15 protein-coding genes are annotated in these 19,480 nt (G+C 71.5%); 7 read left to right on the plus strand and 8 right to left on the minus strand.

The window, feature by feature from the left end; translation table 11 throughout:
• Positions 1–3: 3 nt before the first annotated feature.
• The 3 genes from ACFQVC_RS14665 to ACFQVC_RS14675 all read left to right on the plus strand — a co-directional run bounded on the left by ACFQVC_RS14665 (position 4) and on the right by ACFQVC_RS14675 (position 4,199).
• Complete coding sequence (locus tag ACFQVC_RS14665) at positions 4–1,881, plus strand: YfjP family GTPase (protein ID WP_417851982.1); 1,878 nt, start codon at positions 4–6, stop codon at positions 1,879–1,881.
• A 125-nt stretch (positions 1,882–2,006) separates the two neighbouring features.
• A complete protein-coding gene (locus ACFQVC_RS14670) occupies positions 2,007–2,543 on the plus strand; it encodes a single-stranded DNA-binding protein (protein WP_381830822.1) in 537 nt (178 codons plus the stop codon).
• Positions 2,544–2,759: 216 nt separating this feature from the next.
• On the plus strand, positions 2,760–4,199 hold the full coding sequence (locus ACFQVC_RS14675) for a Cys-Gln thioester bond-forming surface protein (RefSeq protein ID WP_381830823.1): 1,440 nt from the start codon (positions 2,760–2,762) through the stop codon (positions 4,197–4,199).
• Between the two features lie 212 nt (positions 4,200–4,411).
• Here the strand turns inward: ACFQVC_RS14675 and ACFQVC_RS14680 are convergent, their stop codons facing one another.
• Positions 4,412–4,939, minus strand: coding sequence for a hypothetical protein (locus ACFQVC_RS14680; RefSeq protein ID WP_381830824.1), 528 nt, complete (start codon positions 4,937–4,939; stop codon positions 4,412–4,414).
• Positions 4,940–5,184: 245 nt separating this feature from the next.
• On the opposite strand from ACFQVC_RS14680, the gene ettA reads away from it, so the two are divergent.
• From ettA to ACFQVC_RS14695, 3 genes are read left to right on the plus strand one after another with little or no spacing between them, the layout of a single operon-like run.
• The gene (gene ettA / locus ACFQVC_RS14685) at positions 5,185–6,849 is read left to right on the plus strand and encodes an energy-dependent translational throttle protein EttA (protein ID WP_381830825.1); all 1,665 of its coding nucleotides are present in this window, start codon (positions 5,185–5,187) and stop codon (positions 6,847–6,849) included.
• A 13-nt stretch (positions 6,850–6,862) separates the two neighbouring features.
• Entirely contained in the window at positions 6,863–7,294 is a 432-nt protein-coding gene (locus ACFQVC_RS14690) for an acyl-CoA thioesterase (protein ID WP_381830826.1), read from the plus strand.
• A complete protein-coding gene (locus ACFQVC_RS14695; protein ID WP_381830827.1) occupies positions 7,291–7,992 on the plus strand; it encodes a DUF8010 domain-containing protein in 702 nt (233 codons plus the stop codon). Before ACFQVC_RS14690 ends, ACFQVC_RS14695 begins: the two co-directional genes overlap by 4 nt.
• A 28-nt stretch (positions 7,993–8,020) precedes the next feature.
• On the opposite strand, the gene ACFQVC_RS14700 is transcribed toward ACFQVC_RS14695, so the two are convergent.
• Positions 8,021–8,425, minus strand: coding sequence for a globin (locus tag ACFQVC_RS14700; RefSeq protein WP_381830828.1), 405 nt, complete (start codon positions 8,423–8,425; stop codon positions 8,021–8,023).
• Between the two features lie 161 nt (positions 8,426–8,586).
• Between ACFQVC_RS14700 and ACFQVC_RS14705 the strand changes: the two genes are divergently transcribed.
• Positions 8,587–9,600, plus strand: coding sequence for a methyltransferase domain-containing protein (locus ACFQVC_RS14705; RefSeq protein WP_381830829.1), 1,014 nt, complete (start codon positions 8,587–8,589; stop codon positions 9,598–9,600).
• A gap of 23 nt (positions 9,601–9,623) precedes the next feature.
• Here ACFQVC_RS14705 and ACFQVC_RS14710 read toward each other — a convergent pair whose 3' ends face one another.
• The 6 genes from ACFQVC_RS14710 to ACFQVC_RS14735 all read right to left on the minus strand — a co-directional run bounded on the left by ACFQVC_RS14710 (position 9,624) and on the right by ACFQVC_RS14735 (position 19,479).
• Complete coding sequence (locus ACFQVC_RS14710; protein ID WP_381830830.1) at positions 9,624–11,246, minus strand: FHA domain-containing protein; 1,623 nt, start codon at positions 11,244–11,246, stop codon at positions 9,624–9,626.
• Positions 11,247–11,323: 77 nt separating this feature from the next.
• The gene (locus ACFQVC_RS14715; RefSeq protein ID WP_381830831.1) at positions 11,324–12,679 is read right to left on the minus strand and encodes a vWA domain-containing protein; all 1,356 of its coding nucleotides are present in this window, start codon (positions 12,677–12,679) and stop codon (positions 11,324–11,326) included.
• Between the two features lie 102 nt (positions 12,680–12,781).
• Positions 12,782–14,386 carry a PP2C family protein-serine/threonine phosphatase gene (locus ACFQVC_RS14720; RefSeq protein ID WP_381831050.1) on the minus strand — a complete coding sequence of 535 codons (1,605 nt, stop codon included), beginning with the start codon at positions 14,384–14,386 and terminating at the stop codon, positions 12,782–12,784.
• A 12-nt stretch (positions 14,387–14,398) separates the two neighbouring features.
• Positions 14,399–16,927 (minus strand): serine/threonine-protein kinase, encoded by a 2,529-nt coding sequence (locus ACFQVC_RS14725; protein WP_381830832.1) that lies wholly within the window; start codon positions 16,925–16,927, stop codon positions 14,399–14,401.
• 18 nt (positions 16,928–16,945) lie between these two features.
• A complete protein-coding gene (locus ACFQVC_RS14730) occupies positions 16,946–18,316 on the minus strand; it encodes a coiled-coil domain-containing protein (protein WP_381830833.1) in 1,371 nt (456 codons plus the stop codon).
• A gap of 161 nt (positions 18,317–18,477) precedes the next feature.
• On the minus strand, positions 18,478–19,479 hold the full coding sequence (locus ACFQVC_RS14735; RefSeq protein ID WP_381830834.1) for a glutamate ABC transporter substrate-binding protein: 1,002 nt from the start codon (positions 19,477–19,479) through the stop codon (positions 18,478–18,480).
• Position 19,480: the final 1 nt, after the last annotated feature.

The raw sequence follows: 19,480 nt of genomic DNA on the forward strand, positions 1-19,480 counted from the left end.
CGCGTGCAGGACGAACGCGTACAGGACGAAAGGGGGGAAGGCGAGGACGGTCGCGCCTGGGACGACGGTCTCATCGCCCGCCGCGTGAACGATGCCGCCGAGCCCGCCGAGCCCGCCGAGGCGCTCACCGAGCACCACGCGCGCGTGGACACGTACGACCACGATGACGACCCCCACCACGGCACGGTCTACGAACCGCAGCTGCGCACCCGCCTCGACGCCCTGCGTGAACTCGTCGGCCTGTCCCGCACCCGCCTCGACGGCCGCACCCTCGCCGAGGCGGGCCGCGTCCTCGACCAGGCCGCCGCCCGGCGCGGTCTCTCCGACCGGCACACCGTCGTCGCCATCGCGGGCGCCACCGGCAGCGGCAAGTCGACCCTCTTCAACGCCCTGGCCGGCGTGGCCATTTCGGATACGGGCGTGCGCCGTCCGACCACCGCGGCGCCGCTCGCCTGCAGCTGGACCGACGGGGCGGCCGGACTGCTCGACCGGCTCGCCATCCCGGGCCGGCTGCGCCGCAGGCCACTGCAGAACACCGGGCAAGGGGCCCCTTTGGAGGGCCTGGTTCTGGTGGACCTGCCCGACCACGACTCGGCGGCCACCGAGCACCGCGAGCACGTGGACCGCATCCTCACCCTCGTGGACGCCGTGATCTGGGTCGTCGATCCGGAGAAGTACGCGGACGCCGTCCTGCACGAGCGTTATCTGCGCCCCCTGGCCGGCCACGCCGAAGTCACCTTCGTCGTCCTCAACCAGACCGACCGGCTGCCCGGCGACGCCGCCGACCAGGTCCTCGACGACCTGCGCCGCCTCCTCGACGAGGACGGCATCGCCCTGGGCGAGCACGGCGAACCGGGCGCCACCGTGCTCTCCCTCTCCGCGCTCACCGGCGAGGGGGTCGGTGAACTGCGCGAGACCCTCGGCCAGTTCGTGGCCGAACGTGGCGCCGCGGCCCGCCGGATCTCCGCCGACCTGGATGCCGCCGCTGCCCGCCTGCGCCCCCTGTACGCCGCGGGCCGGCGCGTCGGACTCAGTGAGCGGGCCCGCGAGGAGTTCTCCGACCGGCTGGCCGACGCCGTGGGCGCGGCGGCCGCGGGCCAGGCCGCCGAGCGCGCCTGGCGCAGAAACGCGGGCAAGGCCTGCGGCACTCCATGGCTGCGTCTGTATCGCTGGTACGAGGCTCAGCGCGCGCCCGGCCTGCGCCAGAAGGCCGCCCCCACGGCCCCCGCCGACGAAGAGGCCACGGCACGCCAGCGCGTGGAGCAGGCGGTGCGCACCGTGGGCGACGAGGCGGCCTCCGGACTGCCGGGGCCGTGGGCGCAGGCGGTCAGGGAGGCCGCGGCGCGCGGCGCGCAGGGGCTGCCGGAAGCGCTCGACGAACTGGCGGCGACGGCGGCCGTGCCGGCCAGGCGGCCACCGCGCCCGGGCTGGTGGCCGATGGCGGTGCTCGCCCAGGCCTCCATGACGCTGCTCCAAATCATCGGCGGAATCTGGCTGTTGGGCCAGGTCATCGGGGTCTTCGAGCCCAACCTCGGCTCACCCGTGCTGCTCATGGTCGCGGGCATCATCGGCGGCCCGGGGGTCGAGTGGGCCTGCCGGATGGCGGCTCGCGGGCCCGCGCGGCGGTACGGCCTCGAAGCCGAGCGCAAACTCCGGGAAGCGGCGGCAGGTTGCGGCCGTGCCCGGGTTCTCGATCCGGTCGCCGCCGAGCTGCTGCGGTACCGGGAGGTGCGGGAGCAGTACGTGAAGGTCACGGGGGTCGCGGGGGCGGGGCATGGGACGGGGTCCATGAGCGCTCTCGGGCCCGTCGGGGCCGCGGGTGCGAGGCGCTCCGGCCGCGAACCCGGAAGGGTGACGGAGTTGTCCACAACCGGCCGGTAGTCCACAGGCCGAAGCGGGCTCGTCTCGTTGGCTGCAGTCTGAGATCGCGGCAGATCGCCTCGCCGGTCGGTCTTCGCAGCAGCCGTACGGGACGAGCCCGTACGCGTTTCGGAGGAGGGGACGAAATGAACGAGACGATGGTGACAGTGGTGGGGAATGTCGCGACGAAGCCGGTGTTCCGCGAGACGCAGTACGGACCGGTGGTGCGCTTCCGGCTGGCGATGACCGCGCGCGTCTTCGACCGCGCCGGACAGGCCTGGAAGGACGGCCACACCAATTTCTTCACGGTTCTGGCCCGGCGCTCGCTCGCGGCCAATGTGGCCTCGTCGGTATCGGTCGGCGAACCGCTCGTCGTGCAGGGGCGCCTGAAGGTGCGCGACGAGGAGCGCGGGGGCCAGCACTGGACATCGGCGGACATCGAGGCGACGGCCGTCGGCCACGACCTGACCCGGGGCACCTCGGCGTTCCGGCGGGCTCCCGGCCGCGCTGCCACTGATGTGATGCAGCATCAAAATCCGGCTGCTGACGGGAGTTCGGGGGACGGGCGGGAAGAGGGAGCGGTCGATGAACCGCAGTGGGAAAGCCCGGCGGCCGCCCCCGTGACGGAACCCGCACTCGAACCCGCGCTTGAGCCCGTACTCGAATCCGCGCCGAGTCAGTGACAGGCCGGATGCGATGTCCGGCATATCGCCGCATGAGGCTCTGAGTCAGCCGGGGATTTGTCGATAAGGCCAGGTCACGACTGTTAGCCACGATAACGATTCCGAGTCGGAACGGTTATCTGATGGCATGACAGAGATGCGCGGTGCGCCGCGTTCATAGGATGCCGGGCGTAACTCACGGGGCAGTTGATGCTGCTGGCGGGACCGCACCCCCACATGACCCCCCATGCGAACGGATCCCGCCCGAAGGGGAATTCAGTGTTTTCTTCGTTCTCAGTACGTCGGCGCGGTACCGCTCGCCGCGCCGTCGTGGCACTCGTGGCGAGTCTGGCTGCGGCCGGCACGACCATCGGCGCGAGTCCGGCGGCCGCCGACGAGGTCCCACAGCACCAGGGCGGCGCGACCGCGACCCTGGGCGGACTGAAGACCTACGGCCAGGCCGTCATACGCGAGGACGGCGAGGAACAGCGAGTCTCGGCGGGCCTGTTCGAGATGGCCGTGGACGACGGCGGCATGCTGCAGACGTACTGCATAGACATCCACAACCCGACCCAGAAGGACGCGAAGTACCAGGAGACGCCCTGGAGCGCGACCTCACTGAACAGCAACGCGCAGGCGGGAAAGATCCGTTGGATCCTGCAGAACTCCTACCCGCAGGTCAATGATCTCGCCGCGCTGGCCAAGAAGGCCGGAGCCCGCGGGCTGACCGAGCAGGCCGCGGCCGCCGGCACCCAGGTGGCCATCTGGCGCTACTCGGACGGCGCCGACGTCCAGGCGCTCGACCCGCAGGCCGAGAAGCTCGCCGACTATCTGCAGAAGAGCGCCCGCGACCTCCCCGAGCCCAAGGCCTCGCTGAGCCTCGATCCGCCCGCGGTCTCCGGCAAGGCGGGGGAGCGGCTCGGACCGGTCACCGTGCGCACCAACGCGGAGAGCGTCACCGTGGCCCCGCCCGCGGACGCGGCGAGCGGCGTCAAGGTCGTCGGCAAGGACGGCAAGCCCCTCACCTCCGCGGGCAATGGGCACGAGCTGTACTTCGACGTCCCCAAGGGCGCCACCGACGGCTCGGCCGAGCTGACGGTGCAGGCCTCGACCACGGTGCCCGTCGGCCGGGCCTTCGCCTCCGAGACAAAGAGCCAGACACAGATCCTGGCCGGCTCCAGCGAGTCGACCGTGTCCGCCACGGCCACCGCGAACTGGGCGAAGACGGGTGCGATACCCGCGCTGTCGGCCCAGCGGAACTGCGCCAAGGGCGGCGTCGACATCACGGCGGCCAACAAGGGCGACGAGCCGTTCACCTTCGAGCTGATGGGCTTCAAGCACACCGTCGCAGCGAATGACGCGCGGACCGTCACGATCCCGCTGCAGGAAGACCAGGCCTACGACTTCACGATCACCGGGCCGAACGGCTTCGAGAAGCGGTTCAAGGGCGTCCTCGACTGCAGGACGGCCGGCAGCGCGGGCGGGGACTCGGCCGAGCCGTCCAGCCAGCCGAGCCCGGCCTCGGCGGGCGGCACCGCCAGCGGCGCGGGCGACCTCGCCGAGACCGGTGGCTCCAGCGCCACCCCGATGATCGCGGGCATAGCGGTCGTCCTGCTCGTGGTCGGCGGTGCGGCGGTCTTCCTGCTCCGCAAGAAGAAGGACGAGGCAAGCGAGTAGCCGCCCGGCGACTCCCCGAGCCCACCGGCCCCGCCGCCCACACGCGCGGGGCCGGCCCGGCCGACGACAGACGCGGCGCCCGGATGGTTCGTCCGCCGCCCACACGCGCGGCACCGTCCCGTCTCCCCCCGGCAGTGGGGGGCCGTCGTGGCGGTCGTCCTGAGCCGGGGGTCGGCGAGATGTGCTGATGGCTATCGGGGGCGGTTGTGCCGTCAGGCGCGGTCGCGGTTCGCCTCGCGGTGCATCTCCCACACCATCGCGTTGACGGACTCCCAATAGGACCTGATGGCTGTGCCGTAGACGGTGCCGGCATCTTCGCCTTGTGGCGCGCCGAGGAGGCACATGTAGATCGCCCGGGAATCCCTGAAGACGGCCTTGACCGCTTCGGCCACAGAGTTTCCGCCGTCGACGATCATCACGTCGCAGGCGCGCGTGAATGGCCCGTAGGCCTCTCGCAGGCGCCTGGCGTGCTCCTGCACAGCGGCTTCCTTGCCCGAGCCGGCGGGCATGGACAGGACCTCCGGCAGTTCGCGGTACAGGGCCCCCATGCGATGGGCCTGGTCGACCACCTCGATATAGGAGTCGCGGCGTGACTTGGCCAATACGTTGGCCCGCTGCGCCGCCGCCGCAGCGCCGGCCTGCTCTCTGGCGGCGCGAAGGCTGCCCTGGCTGGTGACCCAGCTTGCTGCGACAGCGGTGCCGGCCGTGAGGCAGGCCACCCACAAGGTGCTATCCGGCATGCGGCGATTGTGTGGTCACCGGCGTCACGGCGGAAGACCGTGGGTGTCGCGGACCAGGCCGTCTCCGGGCCGCGTGCGGGCACCCAGGGGTCGTCAATGGTGACCAAAGGTGACAGGTCGCCTACGAAGGGGACTTGGGAACCGGCAGGTCACCGGCCCGCTCGGATACTGGTTTCCATCGTGCGCCCCCCGTCAGGCAAGATGGGGTGTATCTGCCCACTTCCACTTCTGCCGGACGGTTTCTCTTGGCTGAGTACATCTACACGATGCGCAAGACGCGCAAGGCGCACGGCGACAAGGTGATCCTTGACGACGTCACGCTGAGCTTCCTGCCTGGCGCGAAGATCGGTGTGGTCGGACCGAACGGCGCCGGTAAGTCGACCGTTCTCAAGATCATGGCCGGGCTTGAGCAGCCGTCGAACGGTGACGCGTTCCTGTCGCCCGGGTACAGCGTCGGCATCCTGCTGCAGGAGCCCCCGCTGAACGAGGAGAAGACGGTCCTCGAGAACGTCCAGGAGGGCGTCTCCGAGACCAAGGGCAAGCTCGACCGGTTCAACGCGATCGCCGAACAGATGGCGACTGAGTACACCGACGAGCTGATGGAGGAGATGGGCAAGCTCCAGGAGGACCTGGACCACGCCAACGCCTGGGACCTCGACGCCCAGCTCGAGCAGGCCATGGACGCCCTCGGCTGCCCGCCCGGCGACTGGCCGGTCACCAACCTCTCCGGCGGTGAGAAGCGCCGCGTCGCCCTGTGCAAGCTGCTGCTCGAGGCGCCCGACCTGCTGCTCCTCGACGAGCCCACCAACCACCTGGACGCCGAGTCCGTGCAGTGGCTCGAGGCGCACCTCGCCAAGTACGCCGGCACCGTCGTCGCCATCACCCACGACCGGTACTTCCTGGACAACGTCGCGGGCTGGATCCTGGAGCTCGACCGCGGCCGTGCCATCGGCTACGAGGGCAACTACTCCACGTACCTGGAGACGAAGCAGACCCGTCTCAAGGTCGAGGGGCAGAAGGACGCCAAGCGTGCCAAGCGGCTGAAGGAAGAGCTGGACTGGGTGCGGTCCAACGCCAAGGGCAGGCAGGCCAAGTCCAAGGCGCGCCTTGCGCGTTACGAGGAGATGGCCGCCGAGGCGGACAAGATGCGGAAGCTGGACTTCGAGGAGATCCAGATCCCGCCGGGCCCGCGTCTGGGCAATGTCGTCGTCGAGGTGAACAACCTCAGCAAGGGCTTCGGCGACAAGCTCCTGATCGACGACCTGAGCTTCACGCTGCCGCGCAACGGCATCGTCGGTGTCATCGGACCGAACGGCGCCGGCAAGACCACGCTGTTCAAGATGATCCAGGGCCTCGAGCAGCCCGACTCGGGCGAGATCAAGGTCGGCGACACGGTCAAGATCTCGTACGTCGACCAGTCGCGCGAGAACATCGACCCGAAGAAGACGCTGTGGGCCGTCGTCTCCGACGAGCTCGACTACATCAACGTCGGCCAGGTCGAAATGCCGTCGCGGGCCTATGTGTCGGCCTTCGGGTTCAAGGGCCCGGACCAGCAGAAGCCGGCCGGAGTCCTCTCCGGCGGTGAGCGCAACCGGCTCAACCTCGCGCTCACCCTGAAGCAGGGCGGCAACCTGCTGCTCCTCGACGAGCCGACCAACGACCTCGACGTCGAGACGCTCTCCAGCCTCGAGAACGCTCTGCTCGACTTCCCGGGCTGCGCCGTGGTCGTCTCCCACGACCGCTGGTTCCTGGACCGGGTGGCCACCCACATCCTGGCGTACGAGGGTGAGTCCAAGTGGTTCTGGTTCGAGGGCAACTTCGAGTCGTACGAGAAGAACAAGATCGAGCGTCTTGGCCCGGACGCGGCGCGTCCGCACCGTGCCACGTACAAGAAGCTCACCCGAGGCTGAGGGTGCGGCTCAAGTGACCAGGCATATCTACTCCTGCCCGCTGCGCTGGTCGGACATGGACGCCTTCGGGCATGTCAACAACGTGGTCTTCCTGCGGTACTTGGAGGAAGCGCGGATCGACTTCATGTTCCGGCTTGCGCCGGGGGACGGTTCGCCGTCCTTCTCCGGCGGGTCCGTGGTGGCGCGGCACGAGATCGACTACGTGCGGCCGTTGGTGCACCGGCACGAGCCGGTCACCGTCGAGTCGTGGGTGACGAAGATCGGCGCGGCCTCGCTGACCATCGCGTACGAGATAAAGGACCCGGAGCAGGTGTATGTCCGGGCCTCGACGATCGTCGTGCCGTTCGACCTCGAGGCGCAGCGGCCGCGGCGGATCACCGCCGAGGAGCGGTCGTTCCTCGAGGAGTATCTGGACGACTCGGCTCCGGGGGCGCTGGCCGCATGACGGCAGCGCCGCTGCAGTTCGCCGATGCCGGGGAGGCGGCCGATCTCGCCGCCTTCCTGGCCCGGCTGATCCACTACGACAAGGCCGCGGCGGTACGGCTGCAGGCCGGTGACGGTGCGCTCGCGGTGTTCGGGCGGCCGCCGTCGTTCGAGGTCCTCGCCATTCGCAGCGCCCGCGTGACCGGCCGGCACGACATGGATGTCACGGTCTCCGCCGGTGAACTCCTGGAATCCATCGATGAGTCGGCGGGGACGGCCGGGGTGCCCGCGGCGGTCACCGGACCGCCCTGGGCGGGAGTGCTGCCCCCGCGCGGCGGCTGGCAGCAGGAGCCGGGGCTTCCCGCGCTCGACGGGGTGCGCCGGGCCGTGGCGGTGGCGATCGGTGAATTCCGGGCGCGTACCGAGGAGTTGGACCCGGAGAAGCGGACCCGGGCCGAGCTGGACCGGATCGGCCGTGAGGTCTGGTCGCGGCCCGTCGGCGACACCGAACTGCCGGTGCGGGCGGCGCACGCGGCGCAGTCCCTCGGCTTCCTGCGGCCGGTGGCAGGACCGGCGGCCCCCGCGGGTTCCGGCGCGGAAGGCCCCAAGGACGCGCCGGCGCTGCTGTCGTCGGGAGCGTGGCTGCGGCTTCGTACGCCCTACGGGTCGATTGCCGTACGCCGGGCGGGAGTTGGCTCGCTGAGCGTCACGCCCACCTGAGGCCGGGCCGGGGCCGGCCCGGCCGTGGTCAGCTTGCCGTGTTCACCATCGAGGCGGCTGCGTACGTCAGATAGCTCCAGAGCGTGTGCTCATGCTCCTCGGAGAGGTTCAACTCCTCGACGGCCACGCGCATGTGCTTCAGCCAGGCGTCGTGCGCGGCCTGGTCCACGGTGAACGGCGCGTGCCGCATCCGCAGGCGCGGGTGGCCGCGGTTGTCGCTGTAGGTACGGGGGCCGCCCCAGTACTGCATCAGGAACAGCACGAGCCGCTCCTCGGCCGGGCCCAGGTCCTCCTCCGGATACATCGGCCGGAGCAGCGGGTCTTCGGCGACGCCCTGGTAGAAACGGTGCACCAAGCGCCGGAAGGTCTCCTCGCCGCCGACCTGCTCGTAAAACGTCTGCTCCTGAAGTGTGCCGCGCGGAATCTCTCTCACCCCTCCATGGTCTCAGACAGGGCGGCCGAGGACCGGGGGCCTAGGACTTCCCGTCGTCTTTCCCGGCCTTTCCGGGCCTTTCCCGGCTTTTCCTTGTCCTACCGGCCTTTCCCGGCGCCATGGGCCTCGCATCCAGGGCGATATCGCAGCACAGTGGGTATATGGGTGCCGCAGAGCAGCCGCAGGGACCGCCCGCCGGAGATGACGACGGCGCCGGCGCGGATGCCGCCGACGCCGTCGCGGCGCGGGCCGCGCTGGTGCGGGAGATCGAGGCGAGCGGGGCCTTCGAGGGGGATTCCTCCTGGCGGGAGGCGTTCGCCGCAGTGCCACGGCATCTGTTCGTGCCGTACTACTACGTCGGCAGGCCCGGGGGCTATGAGCGGCTGTGGGGCGAGGACCCCGACCCCGGGCGGCGGGCACGCTGGCTGCGCGGCGCCTACACCGACGCGCCCCTGGCCACGCGGGTACGCGACGGCGAGCTGATCTCGTCGAGCAGCCAGCCCTCGCTGATGGCCAGGATGCTGGTGGAACTGGCGGTACGGGACGAGGACGCCGTCCTGGAGATCGGCGCGGGCACCGGGTACAACGCGGCGCTGCTCGCTCATCGCCTCGGTGACGCCCTGGTCACCACCGTCGACCTGGACCCGGAGATCACCGAGTCCGCGGCCAGACATCTCGCGGCCGCGGGGCATCATCCGGCGGTGATCACCGGTGACGGGGCCCGGGGATGGGCCGGGCGTGCGCCGTACGACCGGATCATCGCGACCTGCACCCTGTCCACCGTGCCGCGGGCGTGGCTGGCGCAGTGCCGGCCGGGGGCGCGCATTCTGGCGCCGCTCGCCACCGGGCTCATCGCCCTCGAAGTGCGGGACGCGGAGCACGCCGAGGGGCGGTTTCTGCATACGCCCGCCTACTTCGTGCCTCTGCGCGGCGGCGACCGGGGCTTCGGACAGGCCCAGGTCACCGGCGGGCTGCCGCAGCGCGCGCTGGAGAGCGAGCTGTTCCGCTTTCTGCTGTCGCTGACGCAGGGCGTGTTCGATCCGCACGAGGCGCTCGCGCTGTGGCGGCGTGAGGGGCGGCCGGTGCGGGAGCGGTTCGGGGTGACGGTGAGCGGCTCAGACGTATGGGCCTGGCTGGATGATCCAGCGGGCCCCTACGCCTGGCCGCTCCCGTGAACTCCCTCTTCGCCGGCGGTGGTTCAGCCGCGGCGGATGGTGATCGTCGTCCAGGCGCCCACATGCACCCGGTCGCCGTCCTGCAGCGGTACGGGGACGAAGGGCTGGATGGGCTCCTCGCCGCCGTTGACCGTGGTGCCGTTGGTGGAGTTCTGGTCCACCACCGCCCAGCTGCCGTCCGGCTGCTGGACCAGGACCGCGTGCTGGTGCGAGACGCCCGGGTCCTCCGGCGGCACCGACAGATCGATATCGGGGGTGTCACCGGTGGAGTGCCGGCGGCGGCCGATCGTGAGCTGGTTGCCGACCAGCGGACGCTGCTGCTCCGGTGAGTACGCGGGCAGGTTGAGGCCCGAGGCCTCGGGGCCGCTGCGGTGCATCATCGCCATGAAGTACTCGCGGTCGGGGCCGATCGTCGCCGACCAGCCCGCGGGTGCGGGTGCCTGGTTGCCCTGCGGGTAGCCCTGGTCGCCCTGGGGCGGGTAGCCCTGGTCGGGGAAGCCGGGGCCGGGGGGCATCTGCGGCTGCGGCATGGGCTCGTAACCGCCCTGCGGCGGACCCTGTTCCTGGAAGCCCTGTTCCTGGAATCCCTGGCCGGGACCGCCCTGGCCCGGGCCGCCCTGGCCCTGGTCGGGGAAGCCGGGCTGCGGCGGTGCGGGCGCCTGGGGGCCGGGGGCCGGGGGTGCCATGGTCTGCTGCATGGGCGGCGGAGCCTGGCCGGACGGCGGCTGGATCATCCAGTCGTCATTGCCGCCGAAGCTGGGGCCGGGCGGCGTGGGCTGCGGAGCCGGAGGGGGCGGCGGGCCCTGCTGGCCCTGGCCCTGGCTCTGGTCCTGCGGGAAGCCCGGGGGCGGGCCCTGCTGCTGACCCTGGTCCTGCGGGAAGCCGGGCGGCGGGCCCTGCAGACCCTGGCCCTGGCTCTGGTCCTGCGGGAAGCCCGGGGGCGGGCCCTGCTGCTGACCCTGGTCCTGCGGGAAGCCGGGCGGCGGGCCCTGCAGACCCTGGCCCTGGCTCTGGTCCTGCGGGAAGCCCGGCGGGGGGCCCTGCTGCTGACCCTGGTCCTGGGGGAATCCCGGGGGCGGGCCCTGCTGTTGACCCTGGTCCTGCGGGAACGCGGGCGGGGGCGGCGGGCCCTGCATGCCCTGGGGTGCCCCGGGCGGCGGGGGCTGCATGCCCTGAGGGGGCTGCGGTGCCTGGGGTGCCTGAGGCTGCAGCGGCTCGGCGGGCCGGTTCATCTGCGACGGCCGTGAACTCGTGTACTCACCGGGGGGCGGACCCGCCTGTGACGTGAAGCCCGGCGGCAGGTTGAGCCCCGGCGACGACGGGGGCGGGGCCGCGGGGGTGTACGAGGTCGCGGTGTTGGTGAGGAAGTTCCAGCGGCACTCCTCGCAGAACGGGGCGTTCGCCTCGCGCGGGGTGTTGCACTGCGGGCAGTGCTCCGGCGGGGCGCCGGCTCCCGGCTGCGGATAGCCGTAGCCACCGCCGGGCGCGGGCGGCTGTCCCTGCTGCGGGTAGCCGTAACCACCGGGCGGCGGCGGGGGCGGAGGTGGCATCGCACCGGCGGGCGCGCCTGCTCCTGCCATGCGATGGCCGCAGACCTCGCACCAGTCGTCGGAACCCGACTGGTGTCCGTTCGGGCAGGTCGGCATGTCGGCGCTCCCCCTCTCCTTCTTCTTACGCTGTGGGTGACGGTCACGCAGTGCGCTTACTTCGTCACGTGGACCGTCTACTTCTGCACGTTCTTCACGCGGACCGTCTTGGTCGACCGGGTTTCGAGAGTCATCTCGTCGGCGTCCTCGACCTTCGCTTTCAGTCGCACAGTACCTGTCGCGGCGTCGACCACGTCGACCACCTTCGCAAGCAGTTTCGCAGTATCCGCGTTCCCCGAGTCGGCCGCGAGCTGAACAGCCCGTCCCAGCTTGGCCGTTGCACCATCCGTATCGCCCGATTTACGGGCATCGAGCCCCTGCTGGATGACTTGTGCAAGTTCGGCCTGGCCTGTGTAGTGCGCAACCTGCGGATTGATCGAGGTGGAGGCCGCCATGTCGTCGGTCCACACCGCACGTACCAGGCCTTGCGACAGGGTCTGTGCGCTTCCGTCGCTCTGCGGGATCACGAGGGAGACGCGGGCGGCGAGCATCTCCTGGCCGATCTCCGCGTTCGGCACTTCGACGCAGACGTGGTAGTCGCGGGACTCGTCGCCCCAGGAGCCGGTCGGGTAGTCGCCCGCGCGCGGGCCCGCCTGGGTGCGGCGGTCGGTCAAGTCCTCGACCGTGGGCGCCACTTGCTTCACGAACTTGATCTCGGCGCCCACCGGTGTCCACAGGCGCAGGGACACATCGGCGACCTCCTTGCCCATCGCCGCCTCCATCATCTGTGTGAAGTCGGCGGCCAGGCCTGTGGGATCGGCCACGATGTCGGCGGAGCCGAGCATCGCCGAGGCGATCCCGGTGACCTCTTTCACTTCCCAGTCGGTGCCGACGCCGCGGGCGTCGCAGGTGAAGCGGCCCGCACAGGCTTCGAGGGTGGCCCCGAGGTCCTCCGGTGACTCGTGTTCGTTGCGCCCGTCGGTGAGCAGGATGCCGTGCCGTATCGACGTGTCCGAGAGGTCCGCGGAGTTGAGCAGCCGGTCCGCGAGCCGCAGCCAGGTGCCGATCGCCGTGCCGCCGCCCGCGCTGAGCCGGCGCAGCGCCTGCTTGGCCTGGTCGCGGGTGCCCGCGTCGGCGACCGCCAGGCGGCCGTCGCCCGGGTAGACCTCCTTGGCCACATGGGTACCGCCGATCACCGCGAAGTGAACTCCGTCACGCAGGGTGTCGATGGCGGCCGCGGTGGCGTCGCGCGCGTTGCGCATCTTCGTCGGCGGGTAGTCCATCGAACCCGAGCAGTCCACCATGATCGCGACGGCCGCGTCCGGGCTCTGTCCCGGCGCGAAGCTGCGGGCGACCGGGCTCCCGGTCGTGCCGCCGCCCGTCGAGGTCACCGTGACGATGGCGTTGACCTCGCGGCCGCCCTCCGGCAGGTACTCGTTCTGGTACACCTCGGCGGAGAACTGCGGCACGTTCGACTTCGAGAAATTGGCCATGGTTACTGCCTCCCCCTTGCTTTCCCCCTGTTGATCCACGGCGCTGCCGTGGTGGCCGTGCCGTGACGGCGGCGGTGCCCGGTGCCGGGACCGCCGCGTGCCTCAGGCCGAGCCTGCCCCCTGTGGTGCGACGGGGAACGGCAGCACCGCCACTGTTACGTTGTCGTGGCCCCCGCCGTCGAGTGCGTGTCCGACCAGGACCTGGGCGCTGTGCAGCGGGCGTTGCGCGGCGTCCGCGGGGACGGCGGCGGCCATCTCCCCGGCACCTTCCGCGTAGTTCCACAGGCCGTCCGTGCACACCACCACTACACCCGGCCGGTCGGGCTTGAAGGAAGCGGTGTGCGGCTCCAGTTCATAGGCGTCCGCGCCGAGCCAGCCCGTGATGGCGTGGGCGCGCTCGTCGGCGTAGGCCTCCGCCTCGTTCATCAGGCCCGCTGCCACCATCTGCGCCGCCCACGAGTCGTCCTCGGTGAGCCGGGCGGCGGGGGCGGAGCGGTCGACGGGCACCCAGTAGACACGGGAGTCGCCGACCCAGCCCACGACCAGGAGGCCGCCCGCGACGACCGAGGAGACGAAGGTGCAGGCCGGGGCGTTCTGATGACGGTGCGGGTCGTGCTCCATGGCCTGACCGGGGTCGGCGGCAAGGGAGTTGACGGCCTCGGACGCGGCGACGATCGCGTCGTGCATGGCCTGCTGCGGGTGGGTGCCGCGGGGCAGGGCGGCGAGCAGCGACTCGTTGGCGGCCTGGGAGGCGGCGAGTGAGGCCTCGTCGGGGCGGGTTGCCGAGGAGACTCCGTCACAGACCACCGCGATCACGGCGGGCGAGCCGTCGGGGAGCGCCGTCGCGGAGACGGCGAACGCGTCTTCGTTGCGGTGGTGGCGCAGTCCGCGGTCGCTGACCGCGGCCACCGCGTCGAGCTCCTGCTCCATGTGGTCGCGCTCGCGGGGCTGGGCGTGGCCGCAGTTCTCGCAGTAGCCGTCCCTGTCGACCTGGCCCGCGCGGCACGCCACACAGAGCTTCCCGCCGGTCTTCGTGCCGGCCGGGGGTGTGGGCGTGGGCGCGGAGGTACGCGGGTCGGGGCGGGCGGCGGCACGCGAGGGCGTGGACGGCGTGGAGGGTTCGTCGAAGTCGGCGAGGCCTTCGGGGGCCGGCGGGTCGTCGAAGTCGGACAGGCCGCTTTGTGCCGTGGGCTCGTCGGGCCCGGCGTGCTGCGGCGCGCTTTCGTCGGGTACGGCGTGCTGCGGCGCGCTTTCGGTGGGTACGGCGTGCTGCGGCGCGCTTTCGTCGGGTACGGCGTGCTGCGGTACGGCGGTGTGCTGCGGTACGGGGTGCTGTGGCTCGGCGGCGCCCGTGGTCGGGTCGGTGTGACGCGGTGCGGCGGTGCCCGTGGTCGGGTCGGTGTGCCTCATGTCGCCTGCTTCCGGCGGCAGTTCGCCCCCGTCGGAGTCCGTGCCCGCCAGGTCGCCGGGCAGATGCACCGGGGCCGGGGTGTCCGAGCTGTCGGCCTCGGGGGCCGGGGGCCACTCCACGGACGACGCGGCCCTGGCCACGGCGCCGTTGATGGCGATCGTGGGGTGGTCCTGCGCGGCGGCGGGCGCCGTCGACAGGTCGTACCCGCAGGCGCCGCAGAACAGGTCACCCGACTCCAGCGGCTCCGCGCAGCTGGGGCACGTCGACATAGCGGCCCCCTCGGTCAGCTGGTGCATCTGCGACATCAATCACACCCACGTCCGGGGGCGGAAGCGGTTGGCCCGCTCCACCAGTTCGATCCTCTCCTCGCCGCCCTTGGCCAGCCTGGCGAGCGTTCGGTACGAACGCTCAAGACCGAAGCGCAGACCGCGCTCGTCCAGACTGCTGCCGAGCAGCACCGTGTGCACGGGTCCCTGCGGTGGTGCGGCTCCGCGGCTCCCGGAGAGTACCCAGTCAAGGGCGGTCCCCAGGACCTCGGCCGAAAGGCGTTCGCGGCGGACCGCGTCCAGGCCGAAGTTCTGCAGCGCCTCGACCTGGCCGGCGGCGGCGGTCAGGTCGTCGAGCAGGGGCTCGTGCGCCGCCTGGTCCCGAAGGCGGGCCCGTACGGCGGCTACCCGGGCCGCCGTGTAGTGAATCGACGCCTCCGGTACGGATTCCAGGGTACGCACAGCTCCGCGCCGGTCGCCCGCGGCCAGCTGCACCCGGGCGAGGCCGAAGGCGGCGCTGACGTAGCTGGGGTCGGTCGTCCAGACGAGGCGGTAGTACTCCGCCGCGTTGTCCAACTGCCCGAGCACCTCGGCGCAGACGCCGAGGGCGAGCTTGGGCGCGGGCTCGCCGGGGAACGCGTCGTAGACGGCGTCGAAGGAGAGCGCGGCGCTCTCGAAGTCGCCGGTGGTCAGGGCGAGCACACCGCGGTACCAGACCACGCGCCAGTCGTCGGGGTGGCCGCGCTCCAGGTCGTCCAGGTTCCTGGTCGCCGAGGTCAGCTCGCCCATCTCCAGGCGGGCCCGCAGTTCGCGCAGGCGCAGTTCGAGTGAGCCGGCGGGGGCTGCTCCCAGGGCGCTGATCAGCTCGCCGGGGGCGGAGGCGAGGAGCCCGGCCAGGAAACCGGCGTTCGGGTCGTTCGGGTCGACCTTGGGCACGGGCAGGGCCAGGGCCGTCGCGGAGGTGTCAAGGGACCGTACGAGGCGGGTGCCTCCGGGAACCGCGACACCGTCTCCTCCGGAGACCGCGACACCGTTCCCTCCGGTGCCGGAAGCAGCAGTACCGCGACGCGGTCTCTGGGCCACCCGCACCCCGAGGCGGGAAACCTCCCCGTCCCCCTCCGCGAACAACTCCGTGTCCGTGACCCGCAGTTCGGGGCCGAACAGGGTCGACAGGGCGGGGCGCGGGCGGCTCGACTGGAGGGCGACGACCTCGCGCAGGACGCCGGTGAGCTGCTCGGCCATCTCCTGGGCGGAGGCGAAGCGGCGGGCCGGGTCCGGGTCCGTGGCGCGGACGAGGAGGCGGTAGAAGGACTCGTAGGTACGGAAGACCTCGATGTTGCCGGGGTCGGGCAGGGAGTCCACGAACACGTTCGTGTAGCCCTGGAAGTCGAAGGTGAGCACCGCGAGGGTGCGCGCGACCGTGTACAGGTCGGAGGCGACCGAGGGGCCGGCCTCCGCGACCTCGGGAGCCTGGTAGCCGACCGTGCCGTAGATCGCCGACTCGACGTCGTCCATCCTGCGCACGGCGCCCATGTCGATCAGCTTGAGCTGGTCCTGCTGCTGGATGGCGTTGTCGACCTTGAAGTCGCAGTACAGGAGATTGCGGCTATGGAGGTGGCCGAGCGCCTCCAGGGCCTCGATGCCGTACGCGCAGGCCTGCTCGACCGGCAGCGGATCGCGTTTGCCCTGCGGGGTGCGCCGCTCGTTGGCGAGCTCCTTGAGGGATTTGCCGCCGACGTACTCCATCACGATGTAGCCGTCGAGGGAGCCGGTGCGCTGGTCGAGATGTTCGACGAAGTTGTAGATCCGGACGATGTTGGAGTGCTCGATCTCGGCGAGGAAGCGGCGCTCGGAGATCGCCGCGGCCATGGCGTCCTGGTCGCCGGTGTCGAGCAGGCCCTTCAGGACCACCCAGCGGTCGGAGACCGCGCGGTCTATGGCGAGATAGACCCAGCCGAGCCCGCCGTGCGCGAGACAGCCCATCACTTCGTACTGCCCGTGCACGATGTCGCCGGTGTTCAGCTTCGGTACGAAGGAGTACGGGTGCCCGCACTTGGTGCAGAAGCCCTCCGTGCGGCCCGGCCGGTCGCCGCGGGCGCGCCCCACCGGGGCCCCGCAGTCGGAGCGTGAGCAGAACCGCTTGCGCTCGGGCACCTCCGGGTTCTCCCGGACCATGGTGCGCGGGTCGGGGCGCGGCACCTGCGGCACGTCGACCAGGCCGACGCCGAGTCGCCCGCGTCCCGAGGCGCCGGAGGGCGCGCCGGAGCTGCGCACGGAGACCGAGCGTGTCGACGCGCTGCCGGACAGGGAGCGGGAAAGGCGGCCGGAGACCGAGCGGCGAGACGTCGATGAGCGTGCCGAACGTGCCGAACGTGCCGAACGGGCGCTGTCGCGGGACGAACTGCTGTCGCGCCCGGCCGAGGTGATGCCGGTCGGAGCCGAGGCCACCAGGCCGTTCGGTGCGACGACGGGCGCGAGGCCGCAGGTGTCGCAGTACAGCTCGCCGCCACCCATGTCTTCGTAGTGGCCCTCGCAGCCGGGGCGCTGGCACTGCTTCTGGTTCATGCTCATCACTGCCCCCTGCGCCTCTTATCGCTCCTGTTCATGGTTCCCCCTCCGGTCCTCGGGCGCGTGCGCCTGCTGCGGCACCCGGCCCGCGAGGACCTCACCGACCGCCCGCTGGTAGCGCAGGACAGCCTCTTCCGCCACGCGCAGATCACAGGGCGCGCTCCACAGCATGCGCCGCGCTGCGTCGTACCGCTCGATGAGCAGGGGGTCCTCGGCGGCGCCGTGCCGGGCGACTTTCGCCTTGTAGGCGTCCAGGCGGCCGCGCAGCTCGGCGCGGACCGCGAGCGGCGCGGTGACGGCGGTCAACGACTCGCGGGCGCGCAGGAGTTCGTCCTCCGCCTTGCGCTCCAGGGATTCCAGGAGCGGGGAGAGCCGGTGCCACTGGGCGTGCCTGCGGTACTCGGCGGCGGTGGCGAGCTGCTCCTGCAGGGCGGTCGGCGGGCCGCTGACCGCGGGCACCTCGGATGCGGCGATCTTCGCGAGAACCTCGCCGCGCGCGGAGCGGGCCTCGGCCAGGGTGCGGTCGGCCCGGGACAGCACGTCACGCAGCTTGCCGAGGCGGAGTTCGGCGTCCTGGCGGACGGTGAGCACCGCGTCGATCTCACGGCGCACCTCCTCGAGGGCGCGGGCCTCCCGGTCGTAGCGCTCGGTGTCGGGGCGGCCGCCGCCGGGGGCCGAACTGCCGGGTGTGGGGCGCCAGAACTCCAGCGGGTCGGAGATCACTTGGGCGCGCAGTCCGGTGAGCTCCCGCGTGATGCGCTCCAGGTCGTCGCCCGAAGGGTGCTCCCCGGGGCGTACGCCCACGGAGGACGCGAGGCGGCGGGTGCGGGCCAGCTCGGCCGAGAGCAGGTCGATCCGGGCGGGCAGCGCCGACCAGACGGCGTCGGCGGCCACCACCATGTCGAGGGAGCTCGCGTACAACTCGTTCATCCGGTCGACGAGTTCGGCCAGCGTGAACTGCTCGGCCAGCTGCGCCGGGCCGGTCAGGGACACCGGAGTGCCCGCGCCGCCCGTGCCGCCGGCGACCGTGACGGAGCGGCCGCGCAGCAGCTCGGTGAGTTCGGTGAGGTCGTCGCGGTTCGGCCAGCGCCTGCGGGCGCGCAGCTCACGGGCGCCGGACAGGGCCGCGGTGTACGCGTCGAAGTACGCCCACAGGCGGGTGATGGCCTCTTCGGCCGCGGCCCAGCGGTCCTTGGTGACCCCGGTCAGGTCCGCGCCTTCGAGGAGCCTGCGGCCCGCGTGGTCCTGCAGGGCGAGCAGGGACGTCTCGACCGCTTCGTGCTCCGCGCCGAGCCTGGCCAGGGCACGGTCCACCTCGTCCCGGTCCATGACGGGGCCCGCTGGGAACGGGGGTTCCCCCATGGAATCGGGGGAGGGTCCCGCGACGCCCATCGATCACCTCTCGCTGTGCGCAGTCCGGGAGCCGGGCCGTGCGGCCCGGCTCTTCTGTCCCGTCAAGCCGGTCGAGATCCGTCGTTACGGATCCGTCGTTACAGGTCGGTCGGTTGAGTTCCGTCGATCGAGTTCGGTCGGTTGAGTTCGGTCGGTTGTGATCAGTCCTCGCGGTACTTGGGCTTCGGCGGTCCGTCCACGTTCTTCAAGTCGTCGGCCAGCCAGTTGTCGTAGGCCTTGTCCCAGTCGTCCTTGCGGTACTCGTCGAGCACGTGGTTGACCTGACGCACCAGGTCCGGTGCTTCCTTGCTCATCGCCACGCCGTAGTACTCGGTGGTGAAGGGCTTGCCCACGAGGCGCACCGTCGGGTCCTGTGCCGCCTGGCCCGCGGCGAGGGCGCTGTCGGTCACCACCGCGTCCACCTCGCCGAGCTGGAGCCTTACCAGGCAGTCGAGTTGGTTGGGCACCGTGGTGGAGATATCGGCGCCGAACGACTTCCTCTTGAGTTCCGTCTCGGCCGTCGAACCGGCGGCCGTGCACAGCTTCTTGCCCTTGAGCGAGTCGTCGTACCCGGTGATCTTCGAGGTCTTGGGGACGAGGAGCTGCTGCCCCGTCTCGAAGTACGCGGTGGAGAAGGCGACTTGCTCGGCGCGCTCGCAGTTGATCGTCATGGTGCGTACGACCATGTCGACCTGGCCCGACTGGATCGCCTGCACCCGCTGGTTGGTGGGCACGGCGCGGAAGAGCACGGCGTCACGGTCGCCGAGCAGCTCGTCGGCGATGGCGCGCACCAGGTCGATGTCGAAGCCTTCGAGATCGCCGGTGCCGGGGTTGCGGTAGCCCCAGCGGTAGCTGTTCTGGTCGATGCCGACGATGAGTTTGTTCGGCTTGTCCTTGCGGGTCTTGATCTCCTTGACGGTGGGGCCCTCGTCCTTGGACGGCTTCAGGCTGCGCACGGCGTCCTCGGGTGTGCAGTCGTCCGCGGCGGCGGGCTCGGCCACACCGAGGCCGGGGCCGCCTACGCCGATGCTGCCGTCCGTACCCGTGTGGGACAGCGGCAGCAGCGTGAAGAGAGCCGTGAGCACGCAGGCCACCGCCATCGCGGCCACGCCGCCCCAGCCGCGCAGCCGGCCGGGCCCGCGGGCCCTGCGCCGTCCGGTCATC

Origin of the sequence: Streptomyces monticola, assembly GCF_042665355.1 — a bacterium.
In the GTDB taxonomy this organism is placed as follows: domain Bacteria; phylum Actinomycetota; class Actinomycetes; order Streptomycetales; family Streptomycetaceae; genus Streptomyces; species Streptomyces monticola.